Here is a 20941-nt window from a genome sequence, read left to right as displayed (position 1 = left end):
GAAATAATTAAATTTAAGATGGGAATAAGACAATTGTATTTACTGTTGGTTGTTGCAGCCTTGAATCTCGTCAAAGGTGAAGCACAGAGCTTTTTAAATGATACGATTGGAGTTCGTATGGACAGTACTGCCATAATAGGAGAATGTATTGATTTTCCTTGCTGGATACAATCTGTAAGTGCGGATTCTACAGGGACGTTGCTCTTGGTACAAGGTCGCGATCTGAATAAAAAAGAGACATCTGTCAAGAACACTGGAGATATATGGATGATTTCTCTGCCTGATAGAAAAGTCTTGTGGCAACGTCCTATTAATTATTTTATGCAAGAGGCCAAACTTACGGATAAAGGAGTGTCATTTGTTTCAAAGGATAAATACTTTTTACTTGATTTGCGGACCGGAGCAGAGATAAGGAAAGGAAAGAAAATGGTCCCTTATTCATTGAATACACAGGGTAATCGTTTGTTGGCTTACAAGGGAAGTACAATGAATGGAGTTTCCAGACAATTGCAAGGCTATGATATGAATACCGGTGATATGTTATGGAAGCGGGAAATCAGCCATCGGTATGGTTGGAATGAAAGTTTAATGCTGGATGATTCGACGATGCTGATTGTCTCCGACGGGCTTCATGCTGTAAACTTGTCTGATGGAACAGGTAATAGTTTTCTGATGAAAACCGGAGTTGATGACTATAGAGCGACTGCTGCATTGGGGGCATTAGGCGTTTTAAGCGGTGTTTTAACAGGGATGGCTGTTGTTCCTTATGGAAATAACGTAGTGGTTGATCTCGTTTCAGATGTGTTGCTTGATGATTCTTTGCTTTATGTAGCAAACCGGGAACAACTTCTTTGCCTGGATCGGCAACTAAATATGAAATGGGGATATCCGATTCCTGAAAGTTCAGCATCCCGCTCAGTACTCTTTTTTTATGGGGATTATTTGTATATGGTTAATTATGGATATGGATATCGTGATAATATAAGGAATCATTCGGATTCTTATGCCAAGAGTCATCTGAGGGCTAAGATCGGTAAACCATTTATTGCCTGTTTTGATAGGAAATCAGGTAAGAATATCAGTTTTCACTTTTTATCGGAAAAGAAGGAAATGGTTGAGGACTTGTGGGTTGACAGAGACAACGAACGTGCTGTTTTACTGTTTGAAGACCGGATGGTGGTAGCTCCGTTTGGGTCGGATTCCATGATGGAGTATCGATGGGATACCGAAACGGATGGCAAAATAATAGGCATGGTGAAACGTCCTTTTTATTTGGAAGATAAAAACAGTTCCGGTTTTAAGAAATGCAATGAAACGTTGGGGACTCCGACTTATTTTATTTACACGGATAAAGGGCAGGTCTTTGATGTCGATCAATCTTTGAATCGTTTGCAAACATTCTCTTTTGAGGAAATCGGATTTTACAGGTTGCTGCAGGATGACTTTTCAATGGTCGATTATAAAAAGGATGTTTATTTGTTGAACCCTGGAGGAAATAGAAAAGCGACTTTACGTGTTTCCTCTGATTTATTTACTATTGGAGATAAAATCTATGCTTTCAGTCCTGATCGAAAACGGCTTGTTGAAATATCGGGAATAGAAGAATGAAATACTGGTTGAATATATTATTAAGTTTGGTATCTGTTTGTGTTGCTGCACAAACAGATACTATCTCTGTTCAACAGGAAGACTTCTTAATTACTGCTGTCTCTGCACCTCCTTATTTCGATGGGGATATAAAAGCCTTTATTCAATCAAATATATCTTATCCTATTGAAGCGCTTCATGATTCCGTAGAGGGACGGGTTTCTGTTGAATTTTGGGTTGACACTGCCGGTAATACGGTTAAACATGAGATTCTTCGTGGCGTGCGTGATGATTTGGATCGGGAGGCGTTGCGAGTTGCCCGCTTGATTAAATTTGTTACTCCGGCGAAGCAAAAAGATCGGCCAGTTGCTGTTAGATATGTTATTCCGGTTGGTTTTTTTCTCGATGAACAAATGAATCGTAGGGTATTCTTTGACAAGGATACATCTGATTGCTTTGAAGAATTTAATGAGAGGTATGGGAAATGGATGGAGAACTCTCTTGTTACATTTTGGGCTGTACCTCCAAGTTTGAAGAGGTCGTCTAAAAAATATGCAGACTTGATTTGTGAAAGGCTGTCTGAAATAAACTATGGAAATCAGTACTTGCAGACAATGATATTGATAGATGAAAATGGAAAGCCTTATTGTTGTTCGCTTTCATCCCAAGAGAGTTTGGAAGGAGAGGATAGGCGTGCTATACTGGGACTTTTGAAGTCGTTAAGGTTTAATCCGGCGAAAGATATTAAGCGGAATGTCAAAAGTTTTTACAGTTTTTCCCCCAGGAAAAATAAAAAAGACGGTCGCTGGTTCTATCCCGAATCAACAAATTGGGAAAAGGAACGTAGGCATGATAAGTCCTGACCAGAAGGAAATCAACATTCAATTACTTAGGGGGGCTTATTGTATAAAACGCATTTTTCAGACCCAAAAGACATCCGAAACAAAACAAATGTTAATCCGCTTTTTGGGCCTCGAAAAGGGACTTTTTCGCCTTTTTTGTGCGTTTTCCGCAATTATGACCGTCCTCTTTGCCACCACGACCGTGCTAATGTATAGTGCACTCGGCACCTCGCAAAGATTAGGACGGTCGTAATGGCGATTATGACCGTCCTAATTGAAAAGAGGACCGTTTTCATGGCGAAAAAGCACCTAAATTTCCTTGCGATATTTGGGACGCCGTCCGTTTTATTTTCAAATATTCGATTCTCCGGGAGTTAAGGTTTATCACATTGTCGGCGTTTCCGCTTTTTAGTAATCAAATTGTACGCTTTCCGAGACGGACTGCGCACCTCATTTTTTCTATTGTCATTCGATCTGATTAAAACCGTGAAAAGAGTCAATCCAAAATGGATCAAGATTTCGGATGAAATAGAAAAACGGCCGAAATGGGGGGTTATTGTAATCTGTTAGGTTTGCAGGAGGTTCAAAACTTGGCAGAACTGAACTATCCCGTTCCCGCGCTCCGACGCGGGATCGCAAGGAAACAGGCGTTATCCTGAACCTATAAATGAAGATTAAGGATGTGGCAGGCTATTTTGCGATCCCGCGTCGGAGCGCGGGAACAGGATAGCTCATTATTTCTTAAAACTGTTTCTGTGCCATTCAATAAAATAAAAAGCGGGTTGTCAAGGTAGTCTGTAAAGCGTTTGGCTAATTTATGAAATAGAGGACTGGGGGTATCTGTTTTTGATTATAGATAAAGATACTGATAATTCTTTCGTATCCTGTCTTAATTGCGTATATTTGTGAACATTTTGGCACGTCTAAGAATGAATACACAAATAAAATCTATTAATATCTAACATGGACAACTTGAAAAAAATCTCGTTAACCTTAGCGCTTTGCTGTGCCTCTTTTCATGGCATGGCGGATCAACAGCCGCTTGGGGGATTTAGTTATGGTCCGGTGGAAGCGCCGACCGGTAAAGAATGGGAGTCGCCTGAGAATCTGGCTCTGAACAAAGAACAGCCGCATGCTTATATTTTCCCTTTCCAGGATGTGGAGAATGCCCGTAAGGTGTTGCCTGAAAACAGTAAATTCTGGCAGTCGCTGAATGGTGACTGGAAATTCAATTGGGCGCCCGATCCCGATTCCCGTCCGAAAGATTTTTATAAAACAGAGTTCGATGCCTCCGGATGGGATAACATCCCGGTTCCTTCCAGCTGGAATATCTATGGTATTCAGAAAGACGGAAGCCAGAAATATGGTGTGCCTATCTATGTGAACCAGCCCGTTATCTTCCAACATAAAGTGGCGGTGGACGACTGGCGCGGCGGTGTGATGCGGACTCCTCCGACAAACTGGACGACTTATAAACACCGGAATGAAGTCGGCTCTTACCGTCGTAACTTCGACATCCCGCAGGATTGGGATGGCCGTGAAGTCTTTATCAGCTTCGATGGCGTCGATTCTTTCTTTTATCTGTGGATTAACGGCCAGTATGTCGGTTTTTCCAAGAATTCCCGCAACGTGGCTAATTTTAATATAACTCCTTATCTTCGTAAAGGGGCAAATGTGGTGGCGGCAGAAGTCTATCGCAGTTCCGACGGCTCTTTCCTGGAAGCGCAGGATATGTTCCGTCTGCCGGGGATTTTCCGGACGGTGGCTCTCTATTCGGTTCCGAAAGTGCATGTGCGCGACCTGGTTGTAACACCTGATTTGGATGCTGCCTATACGGATGGTTCGTTAGCAATCTCTGCCGACGTGCGCAATCTGGATAAGAAGGCGGCAAAAGGATATAAGCTGGAATATACGTTGTATGCAAACAAACTGTATTCGGATGAGAATACGAAAGTCGACAATGTGATCGCTACGGCTATGCTCGATGCCGTAAACCCAGGCCAGACACAATCAGCACAGGCTGTGTTAAACGTGAAGGCTCCCAATAAATGGTCGGCCGAATTTCCGTATCGTTATACGTTGGTGGCAGAATTGAAGAATGCCAAAGGAAAGACGGTGGAAACGGTTTCGACAATTGTCGGATTCCGCAAAGTAGAGATAAAAGATACGCCGGCAGAAAAAGATGAATTCGGCTTGGCAGGCCGTTACTATTATATAAATGGTAAGACTGTTAAGTTGAAAGGTGTCAACCGTCACGAATCGAATCCGGCGGTCGGACATGCCATTACCCGTGAGATGATGGAAAAAGAGGTGATGCTGATGAAGCGTGCCAATATCAACCATGTGCGTAACTCACACTATCCGGATGATCCGTATTGGTATTTCCTGTGTAATAAATATGGTATTTACCTGGAAGATGAGGCGAATATCGAGTCGCACGAATATTATTATGGCGCAGCTTCCCTGTCGCATCCGGTTGAATGGAAGAACGCTCATGTGGCACGCGTATTGGAAATGGTCCATGCCAATATCAACAATCCGGCTATCGTGATCTGGTCGTTAGGAAACGAGGCGGGCCCGGGTGATAACTTCGTTGCCGCTTATCAGGCATTGAAGGAGGTTGATAAATCACGTCCGGTCCAGTATGAACGTAATAATGACATTGTGGATATGGGTTCGAACCAATATCCGTCTATCGGGTGGACGCGTGGCGCAGTAAAAGGCGATTATGATATCAAATATCCGTTCCATATTTCCGAATATGCCCATTCGATGGGAAATGCTTGCGGTAACCTGGTGGATTATTGGGAAGCGATCGAGTCGACGAACTTCTTCTGTGGCGGTGCTATCTGGGATTGGGTGGATCAGTCTATGTACAACTACGATAAGAAGACCGGCAAACGTTATCTGGCTTATGGAGGTGATTTCGGTGACACGCCGAATGACGGGCAGTTTGTGATGAACGGCATCGTGTTTGGTGATCTGGAGCCGAAACCGCAGTATTACGAAGTGAAGAAAGTGTACCAGAATATAGAGGTGAAAGCCCTTGATGCACAGAAAGGCTCTTTTGAAGTCTTCAATAAGTACTATTTTAAAGACCTTTCGGATTATGACGTAAAATGGTCGCTTTATGAAAACGGCAAGGAGGTTCAAGTCGGTTTGATTGATGCCGGAACAATTGCCGCCCGTACCAGAGCGAAAATATCGATTCCTGTGCCTTTCGATAAACTCAAAAACAGTTCGGAGTATTTTGTAAAGGTACAGTTTCTGCTGAAAGAGAATATGCCTTGGGCTGAAAAAGGTTTTGTGCAGGCAGAAGAACAGATGTTGTTGCAGGAGGCGACAGCACGTCCTTCTATAGCCGAAGTGACAGCTTCTGCCGGAAAAGTTAGTTTGAATGATTCGGACGCTTCGATTAAAACGATAGCAGGCGATGGCTTTGTCGCTAAGTTCGATATGGGAACGGGTACGATTTACAGTTTGGTGTATGGCGGTAAAACGATTATAGCCGACGGCAATGGTCCGAAGCTCGATGCTTTGCGTGCTTTTACCAATAATGATAACTGGTTCTATTCGCAATGGTTTGAACAAGGTCTTCACAACCTGAAACATAAAGCAACGAACAGTACGATCCTGGAGAAAAAGGACGGTACGGTTGTCCTTGCTTTCACCGTTGAATCGCAAGCCCCGAACGGCGCAAAGATTAAAGGTGGGACAAGTTCCGGAAAGAACAGCATTGAAGAATTGACAGATTCTAAATTCGGAGAAAACGATTTTAAATTTGTAACCAATCAGATTTGGACCGTTTATCCGGATGGCTCTATCGAGTTGCAGTCCAGTATCACATCCAACCGTCCGAGTCTGGTTTTGCCGCGCTTGGGTTATGTAATGAAAATGCCGAAACAGTTTGCCGACTTTACTTATTACGGACGTGGACCGGTCGATAACTATGCCGATCGTAAGAGCGGGCAGTTTATCGAACAGCATAAAAATACGGTGGCAGGTGAGTTTGTAAACTTCCCGAAACCGCAGGATATGGGAAATCATGAAGATGTGCGCTGGTGTGCATTGACCAATCCAGCCGGAGAAGGTGCCGTGTTTGTGGCCACCGACCGTTTGTCTGCATCCGCTCTCCAGTATTCGGCTTTAGACCTGATTCTGGCACCGCATCCGTATCAGTTGCCGGCAGCCGGAGATACGTATCTGCATCTGGATGCAGCTGTGACCGGATTGGGAGGAAACAGTTGCGGACAAGGCGGGCCGTTGGAACAGGACCGTGTTTTTGCCGGCCATCATAATATGGGCTTTATCATCCGTCCTGCCGGAAAAGATCTGACGGCAACGGCTAATGTCGCACCTGCCGGTGAAGTACCGTTGACAATCATGCGTAACCGTGCCGGAGCGGTAGAGCTTTCTTCTGCGCGTAAAGGAGCCGTGATCTGCTATACGATCGATGGAAAAGGGAAAGCAAAAGAATATACGGAGCCGATTCCATTCCGTGATGGCGGCATGGTAAAAGCTTGGTTTAAGGATAATCCTGAAATCAATGCGACGGCTTCATTCAGCAAAATAGAAAGTATCCAGACTGAAGTAATTTATACGAGCAGCGAAGAGTCCGGTTATGGAGATGCCAAGAACCTGACGGATGGCGATCCGAATACGATCTGGCACACGATGTTTTCAGTAACGGTTGCCAAGTATCCGCATTGGGTGGATCTGGATGCCGGCGAAGAAAAGCTGATTAAAGGATTTGCATTCCTGCCCCGCCAGGATGGCGTTAACGGAAATATCAAGGATTACTCCATTAATGTCAGCCAGGATGGTGAAAACTGGGGCGAACCGATACAAAAAGGCACTTTTGAAAATAACCTGAAAGAAAAGAAAGTGCTGTTTGATAAACCGGTAAAAGCCCGTTATATCCGTTTTACAGCATTGAGCGAGCAGCGCGGACAGGATTTTGCTTCGGGTGCCGAGCTTGTGATTCTTGCTGATTGATTGATCTTTATATCATATATTGAAACAGGAAAGAGATTGTCCTCTTTCCTGTTTTTTTACTTTGTGCCTTCAAGATGTCTGTTATCTCATCATTTTTATGTTTCTTTGCGGAAAAATTCAGACACGTGAATCTTATTATAGAACAAGGAAACACATCATCGAAGGTGGCTGTATACAACGGGAAGCGTATGGAAGCTTCTTTTGTGTTTAAGAAGTTCGACGTGGAAGTTATCTCTGGCATATTTAAGAAATATCCGTTGACAAAAGGAATATTCTCAACAGTAATAGACAAAGATGACGAACTGCTCGCATACTTGGAAACGAATCTTCGGAATTTTGTGTTTTTGGATGAAACGGTGCCTCTTCCGATTACGGTGCAGTATAAAACTCCCAAAACATTGGGCCGGGACAGGCTGGCTGCCGCTGTCGGAGCCAATTACCTGCAACCTGGAAAGGATTTGCTGGTGATCGATGCCGGAACGGCTATTACATATGAACTGGTCGATGCTTCCGGTGCTTATCTGGGCGGGAATATTTCGCCCGGGATGACAACCCGGTTCAAGGCTCTGAACCAGTTTACAAAAAAATTGCCTTTGGTGGTCGAGCAGGAGGAGATACCCCTGGTCGGAACGGATACGGAAACAGCGATTCAAGCTGGAGTAGTAAATGGTATAGTGTGCGAGATGGATGGGTATATCGAAAAGCTTCGGCTAAAATATCCTAACCTTTTGGTTTTTTTAACAGGCGGTCATTCGTTTTATTTTGAAAGACGGCTAAAAAACTCCATCTTTGCAGACATTAATTTAGTGTTGACAGGATTAAACAGAATCTTAGAGTATAATGTTGAAGATTAATAAGGTACTAATAACAAGCGTTCTTATATTCACACTGTTGCCTTTGATGGCGCAAAACAATACTAACTCGCCCTATACCCGTTTCGGATATGGTGATTTAGGAGAACGTTCGTTCGGCGCAGGCCGAGCCATGGGCGGTGTAGGTTACGGATTACGTTCGCCAAAACAGATCAATCCGATGAACCCGGCGTCATACAGTTGCATGGACTCCCTGACATTTCTCTTTGATTTTGGTATAGCCGGCCAATTGTCATGGTTTGATGACGGGAATGCCCGCCAGCATGACATAAACGGAAATGTAGAATACATCGCGATGCAATTCCCGATCCATCGGCGTGTAGCCTTGAGTGTCGGCTTATTGCCCTATTCCTATGTCGGATATAAATTCGGGGCTTTGCGTAACGATCAGGATGTAACGTTTACGGAAACTTATAACGGATCGGGCGGTTTGAGCGATTTGTATGGAGGTATTTCCGTGGATATCTGGAAAAAACGTTTGGCTGTCGGTGCCAATTTCGGCTTTTTGTTCGGGAATATTAAGCATTCGCAGTTAATCAATATGGCTGCGGAAGGTTCAGGCGCTTATAATACTTCCCGTAGCCAAGAGTTGAGAGTGCGTGATCTCCTGATGGATTTCGGAGTGCAATATACACATCCTTTCAGTAAAACGGAGAGTGTCACATTAGGGCTTGTCTTTTCTCCGAAAAGGAATCTGAATGCAGATTCTTATAATTATACGGAAACGCTGACTTCCGGAGGATATACGGATGAGGTCATTTCTTCCGATACGATTTCTAACAAAGAATTCGGGCTTCCGAACAAGTATGGAGTTGGCCTTTCATATGTGAAACAAAATAAATTAACGTTAGCGGCTGATTTTTCCTATGAAGATTGGGGAAAAATGCTTTACTTTGGTGAGAAAGGTAATTTTAAAGACCGTTACCGTATAGCTGTTGGTGGTGAGTTCATTCCGGATTATATGCGTAAATCATATTTCAGCCGGGTTCGCTATCGTGCAGGTTTTCATTATGGCAATTCATATTTGCGTATGAACCGGACTGAGGCTAATCCTTCCGGAGATGGTTATAATGAAATCGGAGCAAGTCTCGGTTTAGGATTACCGTTGATCGATAACCGTTCATTGATAAACATATCGTTTGAATATGTAAAAAAGAAACCGGAAGTACGGATGAATATGATTGATGAACAATACTTCCGTTTTACTGTGAACTATACGTTCAACGAAGCTTGGTTTATGAAGTTTAAGGTCGATTAATTAAATAGTTAACTTTAATAGAAATAAATATGAAGATCAAAGTATTATTATTAGCTCTCGGATGCTCGATGATGTCGTTCGGAGCTTATGCACAAAAAGGTGTGGATACTGGTACTCCGTTCGGGTCTGGTGAAGACAGCGTACGTTGTATTACCAATATCAGCTTGTTTACCCCTTACGCCAAAGCAGGGAATTTCAAGGATGCTTATGAATTCTGGCACCAGGCTTATACCGAATGTCCGGGAGCTCATAAGGATATTTACCTGTATGGCGTGAAAATCATGGACTGGAAAATCAATACAGAAACGGATCCGGCTAAGAAAGCTGCTCTTATCGATGAATTGATGAAAGTTTATGATACGCGTGTGAAATATTTCGGCAATGACCGGAAATATGGTAAGGACTGGATTGTTGCTCGTAAAGCGGCCGATTATATCCGCTTGAAGGGTGATGATGCCGATCCTAAAGTATACTATGCTTGGTTAGGTGATGTTATCAATGAGTTTGGTGAAAATACCGAAGCAATGGGTGTCTCCCTGTATATGATGGCTTCCCACCGTCAGTTGCTGGCTGATCCGAACTTCAAGGAAACTTACCTGGAAGATTATCTGAAGTGTTCTAAGATCATTGCTACTCAGTTAGCTGCTGCTCAGGCTGCAAATAATGAGAAGGAAGTGAAGAACCTGACTACTTACAAATCTGCTATCGACGGCGGTTTTGCCGGTAGTGGCGCTGCTGACTGTGAGACTTTGCAGGGTATGTATGCTCCTAAGGTAGAAGCTGCCAAGGGTAATCTGGAAGCCCTGAAAGAAATCGTTTCTATGTTGAGACGTGTTCGTTGCCAGGAAATCGAAGCATTCTATACGGCTGCTGCCTATGCTTATGAATTGGAACCGAGTGCAGATGCAGCTCTGGGTATTGCAAAACAAGCTGTAAAAGCAAAAGATTACGATAAGGCAATCAAGTATTTTGAAGAAGCAGCCAACATGGAAACAGATGCTGTTTCAAAAGCTGAAGATTACTACCTGATCGGTGTACTTTTGTTCGAACAGAACAACTTGGCAAAAGCAAGACAGTATTGCCAGAAAGCTGTCGAAACAAATCCGGATTACGGAGCACCGTATATCATGATCGGTAACATGTATGCTAAATCTGCCAAGTCTATTTATCCGAATGACCCGGTATTGGCAAAAGTTGTATATTATGCAGCTATTGACAAATTTGAAAAGGCAAGACAGGTGGATCAGAACGTAGCAGAAGACGCTGCAAAATTGGCTAATACGTATCGTGCTCATCTTCCTTCTACGGAAGAAGTATTCATGCACCCGGATCTGGAAAAAGGTAAAACATTCAGAATTGGCGGCTGGATCGGTGAGACTGTAACAATCCGATAAGTATGAATTGGAACCGTTTTCTTTGTAAAACGAATAATCAAGGCATAACAACTATCTTTACGGTAGTTGTTATGCTTCTTTTATTTACTGCCTCTTGCGGGAGTGATAATAAAGAGGTCGTGGTGGTAGCCTTCGACCCGGAGACAACCTATACCTTGAAGACTACGGACTACTCAACCTTAATTTCCGATTCGGGGATTACGCGTTATCGTGTGAATGCTAAAGAAATGTTGAGCTTCGATAAGGCGAAAGAACCGTTTTTGTATTTCCCGGAAGGTTTTTATGTGGAAAAATTCGATACCTTGTTCAATACGGTAGCAAGTGTCAAAGCTGATACGGTCTATAATTATAAGAAAAAAGAACTGTGGAAACTGATCGGAAACGTGAAAATAGAAAGTGTGGAAGGAAAGAAGTTTGAGACTTCCCTGCTCTTTTTTGATCAGAAAGAAGAAAAAGTCTATTCCGATAAGTATATACGGATAGAAGAAGAGGATAAGATAATAACAGGTATCGGGTTCGAATCTAATCAGGATATGACTCGTTATAAGATATTTAATTCACAGGGTGTTTTCCCGGTAAATGAGTCGGCTGTCGCCGATTCAACGAATACTGAGGCTTCGGTAGATTCCGTTGCCGTTAATGCTATCCCGACGGTACAGCCTGTGACCTCTGATACAAACTAAATGGGAGCATTGACATACATATTAATATCACTGGCTTTTTCGGCTTTTTTCTCAGGAATGGAGATTGCTTTTATCTCTTCGAATAAGCTGCGCTTTGAACTCGACAAGAAAGAAAAAAGCCTGACGAGCAAAATTCTGGAAATCTTTTACCGGAATCCGCATCAGTTTATTTCGACGATGTTGGTCGGAAACAACATCGCATTGGTTGTTTACGGCCTGCAGATGGCTATTGTCTTGGAGCCGTTTATCGCCCGTGTGGTCAATAACGAGGCGCTGATCGTGTTGATCCAGTCTATCATTTCCACCCTTCTGATTTTGTTTACGGGTGAATTTATTCCGAAAACGATATTTAAGCTGAATCCGAATTTTTCACTTACCTTGTTTTCGGTACCTTTATTGATCATTTATATCGTATTATATCCGATTTCCAAGTTCTCGTCTTTACTTTCCTTTTTGATTCTGAAGATTGTCGGGGTAAAGAACGTGACCGATTCGACACAGCGGGCTTTGGGAAAGGTGGACCTCGATTACTTCATTCAACAGAGTATAGAGGATGCGCCGCAGAATTCGGATATGGATACGGAAGTCAAGATATTCCAGAATGCACTTGACTTCTCAAACGTGCGTCTGCGCGATTGTATTGTTCCCCGGACAGAGATTGTAGCGTGCGACAAGACGGTAACAATAGAAGAGCTACGTTCCCGTTTTATTGAAACCGGACTTTCCAAGATACTCGTATATAATGAGAATATAGACGATATTATCGGATACATCCATTCGTCGGAGATGTTTAAGAATCCGGAGGATTGGACGCAGAGCATCCGGAGTGTCTCGATCGTGCCGGAAACGATGGCTGCCAATAAGCTGATGAAAGTCCTGATGCAGGATAAGAAGAGCCTGGCTGTCGTGGTGGATGAATTCGGAGGAACCTCCGGTATTGTGACCTTGGAAGACCTGGTGGAGGAAATTTTCGGGGAAATTGAAGACGAACATGATATAAAGTCCTATGTGGCAAGGAAGGTCGGAGATGACGAATACCTGCTGTCCGGCCGTATGGAGATCGACACTTTGAACGAGAAGTTCAATTTGGAGTTGCCGGAATCGGATGATTATGTCACGATCGCCGGTTTCATTCTGCACTTCTATCAGAAGTTTCCGAAGCTGAATGAAACGGTAGTAATTGATAAGTATTCTTTTAAAATCATAAAAGTTACAGCGACGAAAATCGAGTTAGTTCGTATGAAAGTAACGAGTTAATTAAAAAAAGAGCATAAAAAGATGCAGCAATCTCTTTTTTTCGTATCTTCGTGCCCTTAAAATGTGGAATAATAAACTTTAAAAATAGATAAAGATAAATGGCTACGCTGGAAAAAATCAGAAGCAAAGCAGGACTGTTAGTACTCGTTGTGGGTTTGGCATTGTTCGCTTTTATCATCGGTGACTTTTTGAACTCCGGTTCTACTTATTTCAGACAATCTCAGGAGAAGGTTGCGGAAGTAGACGGAGAAGTTATTAAAATTCAGGATTATCAGAATCGTGTAGACGAGATGACTGAAATGTACAAGATGCAGTCAGGTTCGGCCAGTCTGCCCGAAGAATATCAGACTCAGATCCGTCAGTCTGTATTCGATGGTATGGTACAGGAGATCGTATTGGATAATGCGACTTCCAAATTAGGCTTGACTGTCAGCCCGGAAGAACTGTTCGATATGGTTCAGGGTGAAAACATTTCTCCGATGATCCAACAGATGCAGATGTTTGTGAATCCTCAGACAGGCGCATTCGATAAAACTGCATTACTGAACTTTTTGAAGACTATCGACGATGATAACATCGCCAACTATCCTGCCGACCAGCAGGCACAGTTGATGCAGGCCCGCCAGTTCTGGATGTTCTGGGAAAAGAATATCAAACGTCAGCGTCTGGAACAGAAATATACGACGCTGTTAAGCAAGGCTGTTTCTGCTAATAAGCTGGATGCAAAAGACGCTTTCGACGGTTCTGCCGTAAGTTCGGATATCGTTTATGCAATGCAGTCTTACGCTACGATTCCTGATTCTACAGTTCAGGTAAGCAAGAGCGAAATTGAAAAGCTGTACAACCAACGCAAAGAGTTGTTCAAACAAAAAGAAGGTAAAGTAATCAAATATATTGCTGTCGATATCCGTCCGAGCAAGGAAGACTATGATAAGGCAAGTGCAGAGATCGAATCATTGAAGAGTGAATTGGCCTCTACGGATCGGGTAGCTGACCTGGTTACTGAAAATTCTGAAATACCTTATCTGGATGCTTTCTTCGCAGAAAACGCATTGGATGCTGAAATGAAACAGTTTGTAAAGACTGCAAATGTCGGTGATGTATATGGCCCGGTATTTGAAAACGATAAATACAGAATGTTCAAGCTGGTTGACAAGACAGTTGCTCCCGACTCTGTAAAAGTAAGCCATATCATGTTGGCCAATACTGGTGATGAAGCTGCAATTAAGGCTAAAGCCGACAGCTTGCTGAACGTATTGAAGAAAGGCGGCGATTTTGCTGAACTGGCAAGAGAGTTCTCTGCTGACCAGGCTGCTGAAAAGGGTGGCGAATTAGGTTGGTTCACGGAAGCAACAGCTTTAAGAGGCGTAAACGAAGATTTCAAGAAAGCAGTCTTCTCTACTCCGGTTAATGATTATTCAATCGTAAAATCACTGTATGGAACACATATTGTCAAGGTTACTGAAAAGACAGCCAATGTCGATAAATATAAAGTAGCCGATATCGATATGACTGTATCTCCGAGCACAAAGACTTATGGTAATATCTATAACGAGCTGAACCAGTTCATCTCTAAAAATCACGATATGAATAAGTTGGATGACGCTGCAAAAGAAGCCGGTTATAACCTGCTCTCAAATGTAACGGTTACAGCTAACGACCAGCTTTTGGGTTCTATCAAGAACTCCCGTCCGGTTGTCCGTTGGGCTTTCCAGAACAAGAAAGGCGATATCTCTGAAATCTTCGAATGTGATGATAAGTTTGTGATTGCAGCTATTCAGGGAACATTGCCGGAAGGTTATCGTTCTGTTGAATCGGTTACTCCGATGTTGAAGTCTGAATTGGTAGCCCAGAAGAAAGGCGAAAAGATTTCTCAGGATCTGGCTGCAAAGAATCTGACTTCTGTCGATGCTTATGCACAGGCGATGAACTCTTCTGTGGATTCTGTTAAGTTTGTTAGCTTTGCAACACGCCGTATCGCCGGTATCGGTGTCGAACCGAAACTGAATGCTATGGTTTCACTGGCTCAGGAAGGCCAGTTGAGCGCTCCGGTTGCAGGCAACAACGGTGTATATGTATTCAAAGTGTACGGACAAAACAAAGACGCTAAGGATTATGACGAAGCAGCCGAAGTCAAAACATTGGATGCTTCCAATGCTTACCGTTTCGGTTTCCAGGCTATCCAGTCATTGGTTAACAAGGCAGATGTCGAAGACAACCGTATCCGTTTCTATTAATCGTAAACAATAGCGGCAGCTTGCTGCCGGACATCATAGGAAACCGCCAGTCGTATCCCGATTGGCGGTTTTTTTATATCTTTGCGCCAAAGAAACAGATGAAGGATCATGAGTGAGAAAAGACGTTTATTGGGAATGACCTTGGAAGAGTTGAAAGAGGTGGCTGCCGAAGTCGGACTTCCGGGGTATGCTGCAAAGCAAATGGCAGATTGGCTGTATAAAAAGAAAGTGGCCTCCATCGCTGCCATGACAAACATTGCGGCAGCTAAACGCGCTTTGCTGGAAGAAAACTTTGAAGTAGGGGCTGTGCCTCCTTCCGACCTGATGAAATCGGTGGACGGGACAATCAAATATCTCTATCCGGCCGGCCCGGGCAATTTTGTAGAGTCGGTCTATATTCCGACAGACGACAGGGCAACTCTGTGTGTCTCTTCACAGGTGGGCTGCAAAATGAACTGCCTTTTCTGTATGACGGGCAAGCAAGGTTTTACCAAGAATCTGACGGCTAACGAAATCCTGAACCAGATACAATCCCTTCCGGAAACGGATGAATTGACCAATATCGTTTTTATGGGGATGGGAGAGCCGCTGGACAATGTGGACGAACTGTTCAAAGTGCTGGAGATTCTGACTGCATCGTACGGGTATGCCTGGAGTCTGAAACGGATTACCGTCTCCACGATCGGAGTGGCCAAAGGACTTAAACGCTTTCTCGAAGAGAGCGAATGCCACTTGGCAGTCAGCCTTCATTCTCCATATCCGGCAGAACGCCTTTCCCTGATGCCGGTCGAAAAGGCTTTCCCGGCACGCGATATAATCGAGACGATCAAACAATACGATTTTACCCACCAACGCCGCGTGTCATTCGAATACATTGTTTTTAAAAATTTGAACGATGATCTTCAACATGCAAAGGCCCTGATTTGTTTATTAAACAAAGTCCCCTGTAGAGTCAACCTGATTCGTTTCCATGCAATCCCTGACGTTCCGTTGGAGAGCTCGGATCTGGGTAGGATGGAAGCATTCCGGGATACCTTAAATGCCGCCGGCGTAGTCTGTACGATCCGGTCGTCGCGTGGGGAAGATATATTTGCTGCATGCGGAATGCTTTCTACGGCTAAGAAACAACAAAAAGGGTAGAAAAGGCCTCTGTTGAGGGAAAAAGGAACTATATTTGTATAACAAAAAAATAAACGGGTATGAAAACACATTCTTTATTAATCAGTTTTTTAATGCTTCTTGTACTGATGGGGGCATGTAGTTCGGGCCCGATAGTAAGAAACGCTACCGGTTTCGCCTATGAAGTGGTGGTAACAATGAATAAAGCCGACTGGGACGCTCCTGCCGGGAAGGCTATCAAGGCCGAACTGACTTCCGATATACCGGGACTGCCTCAGGCAGAGCCTGCTTTTAAGATTACATATGTAACTCCGGATCAGTTTAACGGTCTGTTGACATATGTGCGTAATATCTTGATAGTCAAGATAGACAAAACCCAGTACACGAAAGTTTCGCTAAGCTACGAAAACAACCGTTGGGCAAAGGGACAGGTTGTTATGGTGTTGACAGCCCCCGATGACGAAGCGATTCTTGAATATGTCAAGGCCCATCCGCGTAATATCGTAGATTTTTTCACCAAATGTGAAAGAAACCGTACGATCGGGCAATTGGAAAAAGAACATAGTGTCGTAGTGGCAAATCATGTCAAGGACCGCTTCAACGTGATATTGAATGCCCCGGGCAATATGACTTATTTCCGTGATACGACCGACTTTTTCTGGGCGTCCAACAATGCCAATACAGGGCGTACGGATATTGTCGTATATGATTTCCCATATGAGGATGCCGACACATTCACTGCCGATTACCTGATCGCCAAACGGGATTCGGTCATGAAGGCGAATATGCCGGGAACCTTCCCCGGTTCCTATATGGCTACGGATACGGCTTGGGTGACATACACCCCGACCACGATAAACGGTAAATATTGCGGTGTGCTGCGTGGATTGTGGCATATGAAAGGCGATATGATGGGCGGTCCGTTTGTCAGCCATGCCCGCCTGGATGAAAAGAATAACCGGGTAGTGGTCGTCGAAGGATTCGTATTCGCACCTGAAACGGATAAACGAAACTTTATCCGCCGTATCGAATCGGCTTTGTACACATTGCGCCTGCCGGGCGAATTTGAAGAAACGGCGATAGAAAAACCGGATGTCCCAGAAGAGAAGTAACAAACATACATAATAAATGGAAGAACGATTGATTAAAGTGGGTATTACTCACGGAGATATAAACGGTATCGGATACGAAGTGATACTGAAAACTTTGTCCGATACCCGTATAGCCGAACTTTGTACGCCGGTCATTTACGGTTCGTCGAAGATCGCCGCTTATCACCGGAAGGCTTTGGAACTGCCCGCTGTGAATTTGAGTATCATTGCACAGGCTGAAGATGCCGGGGTAAACCGGGTGAACATTATCAACTGCGTGGATGACGAGACAAAGGTTGAATTGTGTCAGTCTACATCTGTTGCCGGAGAAGCCGCTTATATGGCTTTGGAGGCCGCTGTAACCGACTTGAAACGCGGTGTTGTGGATGTCCTGGTGACGGCTCCTATCAACAAGCACAACATACAGAATGAACAATTTCATTTCCCCGGCCATACGGAATATCTGGAACAGTGTTTCGGCGGTTTAGGAAAGAAAGCTTTGATGATTCTGATGAAAGACAGTCTCCGGGTTGCGTTGGTGACGGGGCATATTCCCCTGGCACAGGTCGCGTCGAAGATATCTGTCGAAGACATCGTTTCGAAATTGCGTATCTTTAATCAGTCGCTTAAACAGGACTTCGGGATCGTACGTCCCCGCATAGCTGTTCTTGCCCTGAATCCGCATGCCGGCGATGCCGGACTGCTCGGGAAGGAAGAGGAAGAAATCATTATTCCCGCTATCCAGGAGGCCGAAAAGAGAGGCGTGATGTCTTTTGGACCCTATGCCGCCGACGGCTTTTTCGGTTCGCAGATGTATGAGAAGTTCGACGGTGTCCTGGCTATGTACCATGACCAGGGATTGGCTCCGTTTAAGACGTTGGCAATGGACGACGGCGTTAACTATACAGCCGGCCTGTCGATCGTACGTACTTCCCCGGCTCACGGCACGGCCTACGATATTGCCGGCCGGAATATAGCTTCCGAAGAATCTTTCCGCCAGGCTTTATACGCAGCCCTGGATATTTACCGCAACCGTATGAACTACCGGGAAGCAACCGCCAACCCCTTACGCAAACAATATTTCGATAAGGGAGGCGACAACGAAAAACTCGACTTGACGAAAGAAGAAGAGGTCTAAGGTCTGAGACCTGATGTATGATGGAGGGCTGTGTCAAAAGTAAGTTCTAACGCTATAAATGGAACTTTTGACACAGCTTTTTTTGTGAGATTAGGGTAGGCTTATTGTAAAAAACGTCTTGAAATGCTTCTGTAAAGCTTCCGTGAAGAACCTTTCGAACAGTTGCCCCCGGACAAAAAATCACGGCTACTCCCCGGTTATTACCGCGAGGTGCGCAGAAAATTCCCCTAAAGTATCGGTTCATCGCTCTGAAGTTTACCTTCGTCACCCATGAAGTCAGACTTCAAAGCAACGAAGTTCCGGGTCATCGCGATGAAGTCCGACTTCATGGAAATGAGGTGCCGGCTCCTTCCGAAATCAACTTCTGCTCCTTCCCATATTTCCATATCCTCCCCTTTGTTGTTTCAAATATTCGATTCTCCGGAAGTTAAGCTTTATCGGAATGTCAGCAAGAATATATTATGGCTTGACAATTGTCCTGCCATTAAAACGAGCCGCGCAGCCCGTTTATCCGCATGTCATAAAAAGCGCTGTCCCGGTAGCTAAATGTCAAACCGGAACAACGCCTTTTTTACGGTGAAATAGAAAAAAGAGGGTTATTGTAAAAAACGTTCCATGCAAAAGGATAACTTTTAGTTCAACCTCGCCAATATATTGAAAATAAAAGCGTTCTTAGAGAGATAGTGTTGGAGATTAGGGGAAAAGGGGTTACCTTTGCATTGTGAAAATAAAATAGAAAGGAGGAAAAGCTGTATGGCAAGACCTATCAGAGAAACCCCGATATTATTCGGGGAAGATGCGCGCCGCTTTGAAGAAGAAATGCGACGTGTGGACAATTTAAGCGCGGAGGAGCGTAAAGCCAATCGCGAGAAGTTGCGTAAACAATGTGAGGAGTTCCGGCGTAAATTGATTATAAAAATTTAGAATACAATGGAGCTGATTCAATTGACTACAGACTACGAATTAAAACCATTCGATTGCGGTGATGCCGATTTGAATGGTTTTTTATTGAATGATGCCAAACTCTATGCCGAAAAGAATCTGGCTTTCACTTACCTGCTATTAGGAGAAGAAGGGGAGATAATTGCTTATTACAGTCTGTTGAATGATAAAATATCCAAACGGGATACGAATAATGCCACGTGGCGGAAATTTAAAAAAATGTTTCCGCATCAAAAGCATTTCAACAGCTATCCCGCTATTAAAATAGGGCGATTTGCAGTGTCAACGACCTATAAAGGACAAGGATTAGGCAGTGAACTAATGGCTTCTATAAAACTGGATGTTTCTGAAAAAGCATATTATTCCGCTTTTCGCTTCCTCACAGTGGATGCGTATCTTTCTGCTGTCCCTTTTTATGAAAGAAACGATTTCAAGATGGTGCTTTCTGATGATGACGACGAACATACCCGTATGATGTATTTTGATATAGTGTATTTGTAATCTGCCGTTCCTTTTGCTGTCATAGAATATCTTAGCGAATGGGAAATATTGTATAACCCCAATTTTAATTGTACCGAATTTGGTACAATTAAAATATGGAGAAATTAAGCGTTGTTTTCATTGAACAGAGTATGTCTCAGGGGATCAACTTGTCAAGCTCAACCAAATAGCCATTTCCCCTTCTTATCTGTTGTACCTTTATCATTTTTAATCAGATAGATAAAGGCTTATGCGAAAAAGTGATTTTAGTGAAAGTATGCGGTCGTTAGAAAGGCGCAAGCGGGAGGCGGGCGCTGAGAGTACGGCGGACTTGTACAGGGCGGTGCGGAACCGGTTTGGACGGTATTGCATGAAGGAGAGGTTGCTGTTGCAGGAGGTGACGGCGGCAAGGGTTGCGGGGTTCAGGGTGGCGCTGCGGAAGGAAGGGCTGCGGGTGAACACGGTGAACAGTTATATGAGTAGCCTTCGGGCGATGTATAACGCTGCCTGCCGGGAGGCGGGTGGCCGCTGGAAGGAGAATCCTTTTGCGGGGCTGCGGCTGAAACGGGAGGAGACGAAAAAACGGGCTGTGCCGGTCGAGGTGGTCGAGAGGATTGCCGGGCTGAACCTGCGGGGAAAGCCGGAGCTGGCCGGGGCGGTTGATCTGGCGCTGTTCAGCTTTATGGCCTGCGGGATGCCGTTTACGGACTTAGTGCACCTCACACGCGAGAATATCCAGGATGGAGGGCGGCTGCTCGTTTACCGGCGGCGGAAAACGGGGGTGCTGATCCAGATCGGTATCAATACGGGGATGCGTCAACTGATCGAACGGTATGCCCGTCCGGATTCGGTGTATCTTTTCCCGGTCTTGCCTGCGGATGCCCGCCACGAGACCTACAAAGCCGCTTTGGCCCTTCATAACCGCCATCTGAAAGAGATCGGCCGCCTGTTGGGACTTGCCGTGCCGCTTACCAGCTACGTGTTCCGGCATAGCTGGGCCTCGGAAGCCTATAGATGCCACGTCGAGATCAGTGTGATCAGTCAGG

General features: G+C 44.4%; 15 protein-coding genes. 14 read left to right on the top strand and 1 reads right to left on the bottom strand.

Annotated features, from left to right (window positions below; genetic code table 11):
- Positions 1-18 precede the first annotated feature (18 nt).
- The 12 genes from DWW90_RS07370 (at position 19) to pdxA (ending at position 18473) form a co-directional block, all read left to right on the top strand.
- Positions 19-1608 carry a hypothetical protein gene (locus DWW90_RS07370; RefSeq protein WP_147382409.1) on the top strand — a complete coding sequence of 530 codons (1590 nt, stop codon included), beginning with the start codon at positions 19-21 and terminating at the stop codon, positions 1606-1608.
- Positions 1605-2450: an energy transducer TonB gene (locus DWW90_RS07365; protein ID WP_122344522.1), complete on the top strand. Its 846-nt coding sequence runs from the start codon at positions 1605-1607 to the stop codon at positions 2448-2450. The genes DWW90_RS07370 and DWW90_RS07365 overlap by 4 nt, the downstream gene beginning before the upstream one ends.
- A 951-nt stretch (positions 2451-3401) precedes the next feature.
- Positions 3402-7424, top strand: coding sequence for a glycoside hydrolase family 2 TIM barrel-domain containing protein (locus DWW90_RS07355; protein ID WP_122344610.1), 4023 nt, complete (start codon positions 3402-3404; stop codon positions 7422-7424).
- A 74-nt stretch (positions 7425-7498) separates the two neighbouring features.
- Positions 7499-8278, top strand: coding sequence for a type III pantothenate kinase (locus DWW90_RS07350; protein WP_122344520.1), 780 nt, complete (start codon positions 7499-7501; stop codon positions 8276-8278).
- Positions 8265-9554 carry a hypothetical protein gene (locus tag DWW90_RS07345; protein ID WP_115498226.1) on the top strand — a complete coding sequence of 430 codons (1290 nt, stop codon included), beginning with the start codon at positions 8265-8267 and terminating at the stop codon, positions 9552-9554. Before DWW90_RS07350 ends, DWW90_RS07345 begins: the two co-directional genes overlap by 14 nt.
- A 29-nt stretch (positions 9555-9583) precedes the next feature.
- The gene (locus DWW90_RS07340) at positions 9584-10948 is read left to right on the top strand and encodes a lipopolysaccharide assembly protein LapB (RefSeq protein WP_122344519.1); all 1365 of its coding nucleotides are present in this window, start codon (positions 9584-9586) and stop codon (positions 10946-10948) included.
- A gap of 2 nt (positions 10949-10950) precedes the next feature.
- Positions 10951-11631, top strand: coding sequence for an LPS export ABC transporter periplasmic protein LptC (gene lptC, locus DWW90_RS07335; protein ID WP_122333014.1), 681 nt, complete (start codon positions 10951-10953; stop codon positions 11629-11631).
- Positions 11632-12888: a hemolysin family protein gene (locus DWW90_RS07330; protein ID WP_122344518.1), complete on the top strand. Its 1257-nt coding sequence runs from the start codon at positions 11632-11634 to the stop codon at positions 12886-12888.
- A 98-nt stretch (positions 12889-12986) separates the two neighbouring features.
- A complete protein-coding gene (locus tag DWW90_RS07325) occupies positions 12987-15125 on the top strand; it encodes a SurA N-terminal domain-containing protein (protein ID WP_115498230.1) in 2139 nt (712 codons plus the stop codon).
- A 108-nt stretch (positions 15126-15233) separates the two neighbouring features.
- On the top strand, positions 15234-16265 hold the full coding sequence (gene rlmN / locus DWW90_RS07320; RefSeq protein WP_122344517.1) for a 23S rRNA (adenine(2503)-C(2))-methyltransferase RlmN: 1032 nt from the start codon (positions 15234-15236) through the stop codon (positions 16263-16265).
- Between the two features lie 59 nt (positions 16266-16324).
- Positions 16325-17356 carry a DUF4837 family protein gene (locus DWW90_RS07315; protein ID WP_122333011.1) on the top strand — a complete coding sequence of 344 codons (1032 nt, stop codon included), beginning with the start codon at positions 16325-16327 and terminating at the stop codon, positions 17354-17356.
- A 16-nt stretch (positions 17357-17372) separates the two neighbouring features.
- A complete protein-coding gene (gene pdxA, locus DWW90_RS07310; protein WP_122344516.1) occupies positions 17373-18473 on the top strand; it encodes a 4-hydroxythreonine-4-phosphate dehydrogenase PdxA in 1101 nt (366 codons plus the stop codon).
- A 227-nt stretch (positions 18474-18700) separates the two neighbouring features.
- Here pdxA and DWW90_RS20500 read toward each other — a convergent pair whose 3' ends face one another.
- A complete protein-coding gene (locus tag DWW90_RS20500; RefSeq protein WP_158582826.1) occupies positions 18701-18859 on the bottom strand; it encodes a hypothetical protein in 159 nt (52 codons plus the stop codon).
- Between the two features lie 544 nt (positions 18860-19403).
- Here DWW90_RS20500 and DWW90_RS07305 point away from each other — a divergent pair.
- Both DWW90_RS07305 and DWW90_RS07295 read left to right on the top strand, forming a co-directional pair.
- Positions 19404-19916 (top strand): GNAT family N-acetyltransferase, encoded by a 513-nt coding sequence (locus tag DWW90_RS07305; protein WP_122344515.1) that lies wholly within the window; start codon positions 19404-19406, stop codon positions 19914-19916.
- 229 nt (positions 19917-20145) lie between these two features.
- The coding region (locus DWW90_RS07295) for a site-specific integrase (RefSeq protein ID WP_147382408.1) at positions 20146-20941 on the top strand (796 nt) is incomplete at its 3' end.

The organism is Parabacteroides sp. AF17-28 (assembly GCF_003479205.1).
Taxonomy (GTDB): Bacteria; Bacteroidota; Bacteroidia; order Bacteroidales; family Tannerellaceae; genus Parabacteroides; species Parabacteroides acidifaciens.
This window is presented reverse-complemented; position numbering and strand designations above follow the sequence as displayed.

What these genes read in the sequence shown, in the direction of transcription:
- DWW90_RS07345 (WP_115498226.1), top strand. Translation starts at nt 8,265, where the DNA reads ATGTTGAAGATTAATAAGGTACTAATAACAAGCGTTCTTATATTCACA.
- DWW90_RS07315 (WP_122333011.1), top strand. Translation starts at nt 16,325, where the DNA reads ATGAAAACACATTCTTTATTAATCAGTTTTTTAATGCTTCTTGTACTG.
- lptC (WP_122333014.1), top strand. Translation starts at nt 10,951, where the DNA reads ATGAATTGGAACCGTTTTCTTTGTAAAACGAATAATCAAGGCATAACA.
- DWW90_RS07305 (WP_122344515.1), top strand. Translation starts at nt 19,404, where the DNA reads ATGGAGCTGATTCAATTGACTACAGACTACGAATTAAAACCATTCGAT.
- DWW90_RS07325 (WP_115498230.1), top strand. Translation starts at nt 12,987, where the DNA reads ATGGCTACGCTGGAAAAAATCAGAAGCAAAGCAGGACTGTTAGTACTC.
- DWW90_RS07330 (WP_122344518.1), top strand. Translation starts at nt 11,632, where the DNA reads ATGGGAGCATTGACATACATATTAATATCACTGGCTTTTTCGGCTTTT.
- DWW90_RS07370 (WP_147382409.1), top strand. Translation starts at nt 19, where the DNA reads ATGGGAATAAGACAATTGTATTTACTGTTGGTTGTTGCAGCCTTGAAT.
- DWW90_RS07350 (WP_122344520.1), top strand. Translation starts at nt 7,499, where the DNA reads ATGTCTGTTATCTCATCATTTTTATGTTTCTTTGCGGAAAAATTCAGA.
- rlmN (WP_122344517.1), top strand. Translation starts at nt 15,234, where the DNA reads ATGAGTGAGAAAAGACGTTTATTGGGAATGACCTTGGAAGAGTTGAAA.
- DWW90_RS07365 (WP_122344522.1), top strand. Translation starts at nt 1,605, where the DNA reads ATGAAATACTGGTTGAATATATTATTAAGTTTGGTATCTGTTTGTGTT.
- pdxA (WP_122344516.1), top strand. Translation starts at nt 17,373, where the DNA reads ATGGAAGAACGATTGATTAAAGTGGGTATTACTCACGGAGATATAAAC.
- DWW90_RS20500 (WP_158582826.1), bottom strand. Translation starts at nt 18,859, where the DNA reads ATGGAAATATGGGAAGGAGCAGAAGTTGATTTCGGAAGGAGCCGGCAC.
- DWW90_RS07340 (WP_122344519.1), top strand. Translation starts at nt 9,584, where the DNA reads ATGAAGATCAAAGTATTATTATTAGCTCTCGGATGCTCGATGATGTCG.